Below are 6075 nucleotides of genomic sequence, written 5' to 3' on the forward strand. Positions count from 1 at the left end.
GCGTGTAGCGCGCCGGATGCAGCCCCGCGGCGCGCCGGATCGCCAGGCCGCCATGGTAGCGCGGCGTGTCCAGCTCCTCGGCCAGGCGCGCGCGGGGGATCAGCTCGGCGGCGCCGGGGGCGGCGCGGTTCAGCAGCTCGGCGCGCTTCGCCAGGGTGTCCATGGCGGCCTCGCTATGCGCGGCGACGAAGCGTCCGCAGCGGCGATAGGCGCAGTCGATCCCCTCGCGCGCGATCAGCGCCTCCAGCGCCTCGAAGCTGGCCTCGGCTTCCTCGACCATCTCGGCCAGCAGCCGCGGGTCGAGGCCCTTCGTCACGTCGGACTTCGCCCGGCCCAGGCTCGCCGCGCCGGACAGCGCGCCGCCGTTGCGGGAGGAGGCGCCCCAGCCGATGGCCTGGCGGTCGAGCACCAGCGCGCGGAGCCCGGTGCGGCCGAGTTCCAGCGCGCAGGACAGGCCCGCGATGCCGCCGCCGATGACAACCGCCTCGGCGTTCTCGGGCAGCGTGACGCCGGCGGAGGCGGGCGGGGGAGCGTCCTCCCACCAGAAGGGGGTGGTGGCGAAGTCCGCGGTGAAGATCGCTGCGTCGGTCATCGCCCGGCGCTCCGCGCCAGGTAGAGCGTGGCACCCACCATCACCAGCGTGCCCCACAGCAAGGCCCAGCCCGGCGTCTCGGCGAAGAACAGCGCGCCGAACAGCGCGGAGGCCGGGATCTGCGCATACTCGATCGGCGCGAGCAGCCCCACCGGCGCCCGCCGCACCGCCCAGGACGCGCAGAAATCGCCGAGGATCGCCAGGGTGGAGCCGAGCAGCAGCAGCCACAGCGCGGTCGCGTTCGGCGTCACCCAGACGAAGGCGGAGACGGGACCCCAGACCACCACGGTGGCGATCGCGTACCAGGCGACGACGCGCGCCGGCGGCTCCGTGCTGGACAGCATTTTCACGGCGATCAGCACCAGCGCGCCGGTGACGCCGCCGCCCACCGCGGCGAGCGTGCCGGCCGAGAGCTCGCCCTGTGGGCCGGCGATGATCAGCACGCCGGCGAAGCCGATGGCGGCCGCGATGGCGCGGTCCCAGCCGATCCGCTCGCCCAGGATCAGGAAGGCCAGCGGCAGCGCCCAGAGCGGGCGCGCATGCATGATCGCGACCGCATCCGCCAGCGGCAGCCACAGGATGGCGAGCATGTGCAGGAAGAAGCCGGTGAGCCCTGCCGCGCCGCGCAGCGCGTGCGCGCCGGGGCGGCGCGTGCGCAGCTGCCCCAGGCCGCCGCGCAGCAGCCAGGGCAGCAGGACGAGCACGGTGAACAGTCCACGCGCGAAGGGCAGCAGCGGCACCGGCAGCCCTTCCTGCATGGCGCCGCGGAACGCCGCGCCCATGCCGGCGAAGAGCAGGCAGCACAGCAGCATGAGCCCCATGCCGAGCAGCGCGTTCTTCGCGTCGCGTCCCGGCGCGGGGGCGTCTCTCTCCATTGCCGGCAGGCTAGGGCCGCCGGCGCCGGAGGAAAAGCGTCAGCGCCGCGGCGGCGGTGCGCTGGCCAGCTCGGCCTCCAGCTCCTTGATGCGGGCGAGCAGCGTGGTGCGCAGCGACGGGGCCGCGCTCGGCTTCAGGTTGGCCAGCGTTTCCTTCAGCTCCGCGATCAGCTTCTTCTTCTCCTGCGGAGAGCGGCGGATCGGGCGGTTGTCGGAGAACTGGCCCTCGAACGAACGCATGTGGTGCCTCCCCGGTGATGGCGTCCGCCCATCGGGTAAGGGGGCGGCGCGCCGGCGTCAACGCGCGGGGGCGGAAGGACCGGGCAAGTCCCAGCCGAGCAGCAGCCGCAGCAGGCGGAGCAGCTCCGCGTGCTCGGCGGGCGACAGTGCGGCGGCGATGCGCGCCTCATGCGCCTCGACGCGGGCGCGCAGCGTGGCGTAGGTGGCCTCGGCGCCGGGTGCCAGACGCAGCGCCTGCAGGCGGCCGTCGCTCGCCAGACGCTCCCGCTTCAGCAGGCCGCGGCGCGTCAGGCGGGCGAGGGCAGGACTCAGGGTGGACTTGTCCAGGCTGAGCGCGGCGGCCAGGCGGACCTGCGTGATGCCGGGATTCGCCGCGACCAGCGTCAGCAGGCCGAATTCCGCGGGGCTCACGGCCTCGCCCAGCGCATCGGCGAAATCGGCGAAGACGCGGGCCTGCGCCCGCCGCAGCAGGTGGCCGAGATAGCCGGGCAGCGGGCCGTAGGACACGTCCTCGCGCTGCGCGGCCGCCGGATCGGGCAGACCGTTTGACACCCCACCTTTCCTTGTCCGATATGCGCAGTAAGGCATTCGCGGCCGGCTTGTCCATGTCCCGGCAGGCCGTGCCCGGCCAGGAGGATCGGTCCGATGGAGGTCTCGTTCCGGGAGGAGATCGCCTCGCTGCGCCTCGGCGCGGGGGAGACGTTCCGCGGCGAGGGCATCCTCGCCGTCACCAAGGCGCTGCTGCAATCGGGCGTGAGCTATGTCGGCGGCTACCAGGGCGCGCCCGTGAGCCACCTGATGGACGTGCTGCTGCAGTCCGAGGAACTGCTGCAGGACCTCGGCGTGCATCTGCAGACCTGCACGGGGGAGGCCGCGGCGGCGGCGATGCTCGGCGCCTCCGTCGCGTATCCCATGCGCGGCGCGGTGACCTGGAAGGCGATCGTCGGCACCAACGTCGCGGCGGATGCGCTGAGCAATCTCTCCTCGCCCGGCGTGATCGGCGGCGCGCTGATCGTGGTGGGGGAGGACTATGGGGAGGGTGCGAGCGTGGCGCAGGAACGCAGCCACGCCTTCGCGCTGAAATCCTCGCTGATCCTGCTCGATCCCCGGCCCGACCTGCCGACCATCGTGCGCATGGTGGAGCACGGCTTCGAGCTGTCCGAGGCGTCGAACACGCCGGCGATGCTGGAGCTGCGCATCCGCGCCTGCCACGTCTTCGGCAGCTTCGTCGCGAAGGACAACCGCAAGGCGCCGATCAGCTTCAACAACCCGGCCATGCCGGCGCGCTTCGACTACGGCCGGCTGGCCCATCCGCCCGTCACCTTCCCGCACGAGGCCGACAAGATGGCGCGCCGCCTGCCCGCGGCGCGGCGCTACATCCTGGAGCACGGGCTGAACGACCTGCTGGGCCCGCCGGATGGCGAGCTCGGCATCATCGTGCAGGGCGGGCTGTTCAACGCGTTGAACGCGGAACTCGCCGCGGCCGGTCTGTCCGACGCCTTCGGCCGCGTGCAGCTGCCGGTGCTGGTGCTAAACGTGACGCATCCCCTGGTGCCGGAGCAGATCGCCGGCTTCTGTGCGGGCAAGCGCGGCGTGCTGGTGGTGGAGGAGGGCGCGCCCGACTACCTGGAGCAGGCGATCGGCCAGATCCTGCGCAAGGCGGAGCTCAACACGGCGCTGCACGGCAAGGACGTGCTGCCGATGGCCGGGGAGTACACGCCGCCGGTGATCGCGGCGGGGCTGGCGCAGTTCCTGGAGCGCCACGGCCGGCGCTGGACCGCCCTGCCATCCCTGGCGCCGGCGGGCGTGCAGGCGGCGAAGGCCGCGATCGGCACGCCGCTGCCGGCGCGCCCGCCCACCTTCTGCACCGGCTGCCCGGAACGCCCGGTGTTCAGCGCGATGAAGCTGCTGCGGCAGGAAACCGGGCCGGTCCACGTCGCCGCCGACATCGGCTGCCATGCGCTGGCGACCTTCGCGCCGTTCAACCAGGGCAACACCATCCTGGGCTACGGCATGTCGCTGGCTTCCGCCGCTGCCGTCGCCGGCACCAACCAGAAGCGGCCCGTCGCCGTGATGGGTGATGGCGGCTTCTGGCACAACGGGCTGAACACCGGCGTCGCCGGCGCCGTGTTCAACCGCGACGACGCCGTGCTGGTGGTGATGGACAACGGCTATTCCAGCGCGACGGGGCTGCAGGACATCCCGTCCTCGAAGGCGGGCTCGGGCGAGGGGCGCGGCAAGGCGGTGCCCGTGGAGCAGGCCATCCGCGGCGTCGGCGCGACCTGGGTGAAGACGGTGCATACCTACGACGTGCGCGGCGTGATGCGCACGCTGAAGGACGCGCTGAGCGACCCGGTGAAGGGGCTGAAGGTCATCGTCGCGCGGGGCGAGTGCATGCTGGCGCGCCAGAAGCGGCTGCGGCCCGCCCAGGCGAAGGCGATCGCCGCCGGCGAGCGCGTGGTGCAGTCCCGCTTCGGCATCGACCCGGAGGTCTGCACCGGCGACCATTCCTGCATCCGGCTGAACGGCTGCCCGTCGCTGACCTTGAAGCCCTCGGGCGACCTGCTGAAGGACGACCCGGTGGCGCATGTGAACAACGACTGCGTGGGCTGCGGCCTGTGCGGGGAGGTGGCGCATGCGGCGCAGCTCTGCCCGTCCTTCTACCGGCTCGACGTGATCCGCAACCCGTCGCGCGCCGACCTGCTGAAGCACCGCGCCGGCAACTGGTTCCTGCGGCTGCTCGGCGGCACGCCGATCAGCGACCTGCCGCCGCTGCGCCCGCCCGCCGCCGTGCCGGTGCCCGCCGAATGAATGCGCCGCGCGAACCCGTCCGCATCCTGATCGCGGCCCTGGGCGGCGAGGGCGGCGGCGTGCTGGTGGACTGGATCACGCGCGCCGCGCTGGACGCCGGGCTGCATGCCAGCCGAACCTCCATCCCCGGCGTCGCGCAGCGCACCGGCGCGACCACGTACTATCTGGAGGCGATGCCCGCCGAGCGCGGCGATCCGCCGCCCGTGCTCGGCCTGAACGCCGCGCCGGGACGGGTGGACGTCTTCATCGGCACGGAGCTGCTGGAAGCCGCGCGCCGTGCCGAGGCCGGCTTCCTCACCAGGGACCGCACCCTGGCGCTGGTCGCGCATCGCCGCGCCTATACCGTGACGGAGAAGTCGGAAGGCGGCGACGGGCGGCTGGACGAGCAGCGCCTGGCAGAGGCGGTGCGCGCCACGGCGCGGCAGGCGGTGATCGCCGACTACGACGCGCTGGCGCGGCAGACCGGGGCTCCGCTGAACGCGGTGATGCTCGGCGCGCTGGCGGCAAGCGGCGCGCTGCCGATCCCGCCTGACGCGTTCCGCGCCGCGATCCGCGCCGGCAAGGCCGCCGAGAGTAACCTGCGCGGCTTCGAGGCGGGGCTCTCCGGTACCGCCCCGCAGCCCGCCGCACCGGAGGCGCCGCCCGCCGCGCCCGATGCCCTCGGCTTCCTGCCGGAGGAGGCGCGCGCTCTGGCGGCGGAAGGCGGGAAGCGGCTGGCCGACTTCCAGGATGCCGCGCTGGCCGATGCGTATCTCGGCACGCTGCGCCGCTTCGCTGCCATGCCCGGCGCCGACGGCCCGTTGCTGGCGTCGCTGGCGCGCCACCTGGCGCTGCGGATGAGCGCGGAAGACGTGATCCGCGTGGCGCAGCTCAAGCTGCGCGACGCGCGGCGCCCGCGCCTGGCGGCGGAATCGAAGGCGCGTCCGGGCGACATCGTGCACGTGGTCGAGTTCATGAAGCCCGGGCCGGCCGAAGTCCTCTCGCTGCTGCCGCCCGCCCTGGCGCGGCCGGCGCTGCGGCTGTGCGAGCGCCGCGGCTGGATGGGAAAGTCCGTCGCGCTGAACGTCTCGCCCACGCGGCCGATCGGCTTCCTGCGGCTGCGGCTGCTGGCGGGCCTGCGCTGGTGGCGGCCGCGCACGCTGAAGCATCACGAGGAACAGGCCTGGATCGCCGAATGGCTCGGCCTGGTGGAACGCAGCCTTGCGCTGGGCGCCGACGTGGCGCGCGAGGTGGCGGAGACGGCGCGGCTGGTGAAGGGGTACGCCGCCACCGATGCGCGCGGCCGCGCCAACTGGCGGCGCATCGTCGCGGAGATCGTGCAGCCGGCGCTCGCCGGGGAACTGCCGCGGGACATCGCCGCCGATGCGTTGCTGCAGGCGCGGCTGGCGGCGCAGAAGGACCCTGAGGGCGACTCGCTGGACCGCACGCTGGCCGCCGTCGCGGCGCGGCGCGGGGCGCCGCCGCGCCGCCTCGCGGCCGAGTAGCGCCACTGGATCGGGAGGGAACGAGACAATGAACCGCATCACCCGCCGCGCCGCGCTTGCGCTGCCCGCGCTG

6 protein-coding genes are annotated in these 6075 nt (G+C 73.8%); 2 read left to right on the forward strand and 4 right to left on the reverse strand.

Annotation, left to right across the window (positions count from 1 at the left end; all coding sequences use genetic code 11):
* The 4 genes from OZN99_RS23210 to OZN99_RS23225 all read right to left on the reverse strand — a co-directional run.
* On the reverse strand, positions 1–592 hold a 592-nt coding region (locus tag OZN99_RS23210; protein ID WP_270937633.1), incomplete at its 3' end, for an NAD(P)/FAD-dependent oxidoreductase.
* Positions 589–1467, reverse strand: a complete 879-nt coding sequence (locus OZN99_RS23215; RefSeq protein WP_270937634.1) for a DMT family transporter — start codon at positions 1465–1467, stop codon at positions 589–591. The genes OZN99_RS23210 and OZN99_RS23215, both read right to left, overlap by 4 nt.
* Before the next feature lie 39 nt (positions 1468–1506).
* Complete coding sequence (locus OZN99_RS23220; protein ID WP_270937635.1) at positions 1507–1707, reverse strand: hypothetical protein; 201 nt, start codon at positions 1705–1707, stop codon at positions 1507–1509.
* Between the two features lie 57 nt (positions 1708–1764).
* Positions 1765–2259 carry a MarR family winged helix-turn-helix transcriptional regulator gene (locus tag OZN99_RS23225; protein ID WP_270937636.1) on the reverse strand — a complete coding sequence of 165 codons (495 nt, stop codon included), beginning with the start codon at positions 2257–2259 and terminating at the stop codon, positions 1765–1767.
* A 93-nt stretch (positions 2260–2352) separates the two neighbouring features.
* On the opposite strand from OZN99_RS23225, the gene OZN99_RS23230 reads away from it, so the two are divergent.
* Complete coding sequence (locus OZN99_RS23230; RefSeq protein WP_270937637.1) at positions 2353–4518, forward strand: indolepyruvate ferredoxin oxidoreductase subunit alpha; 2166 nt, start codon at positions 2353–2355, stop codon at positions 4516–4518.
* Positions 4515–6002 carry an indolepyruvate oxidoreductase subunit beta family protein gene (locus OZN99_RS23235; RefSeq protein WP_270937638.1) on the forward strand — a complete coding sequence of 496 codons (1488 nt, stop codon included), beginning with the start codon at positions 4515–4517 and terminating at the stop codon, positions 6000–6002. The genes OZN99_RS23230 and OZN99_RS23235 overlap by 4 nt, the downstream gene beginning before the upstream one ends.
* Positions 6003–6075: the final 73 nt, after the last annotated feature.

Source organism: Falsiroseomonas oryzae, assembly GCF_027856955.1.
Classification (GTDB): domain Bacteria; phylum Pseudomonadota; class Alphaproteobacteria; order Acetobacterales; family Acetobacteraceae; genus Falsiroseomonas; species Falsiroseomonas oryzae.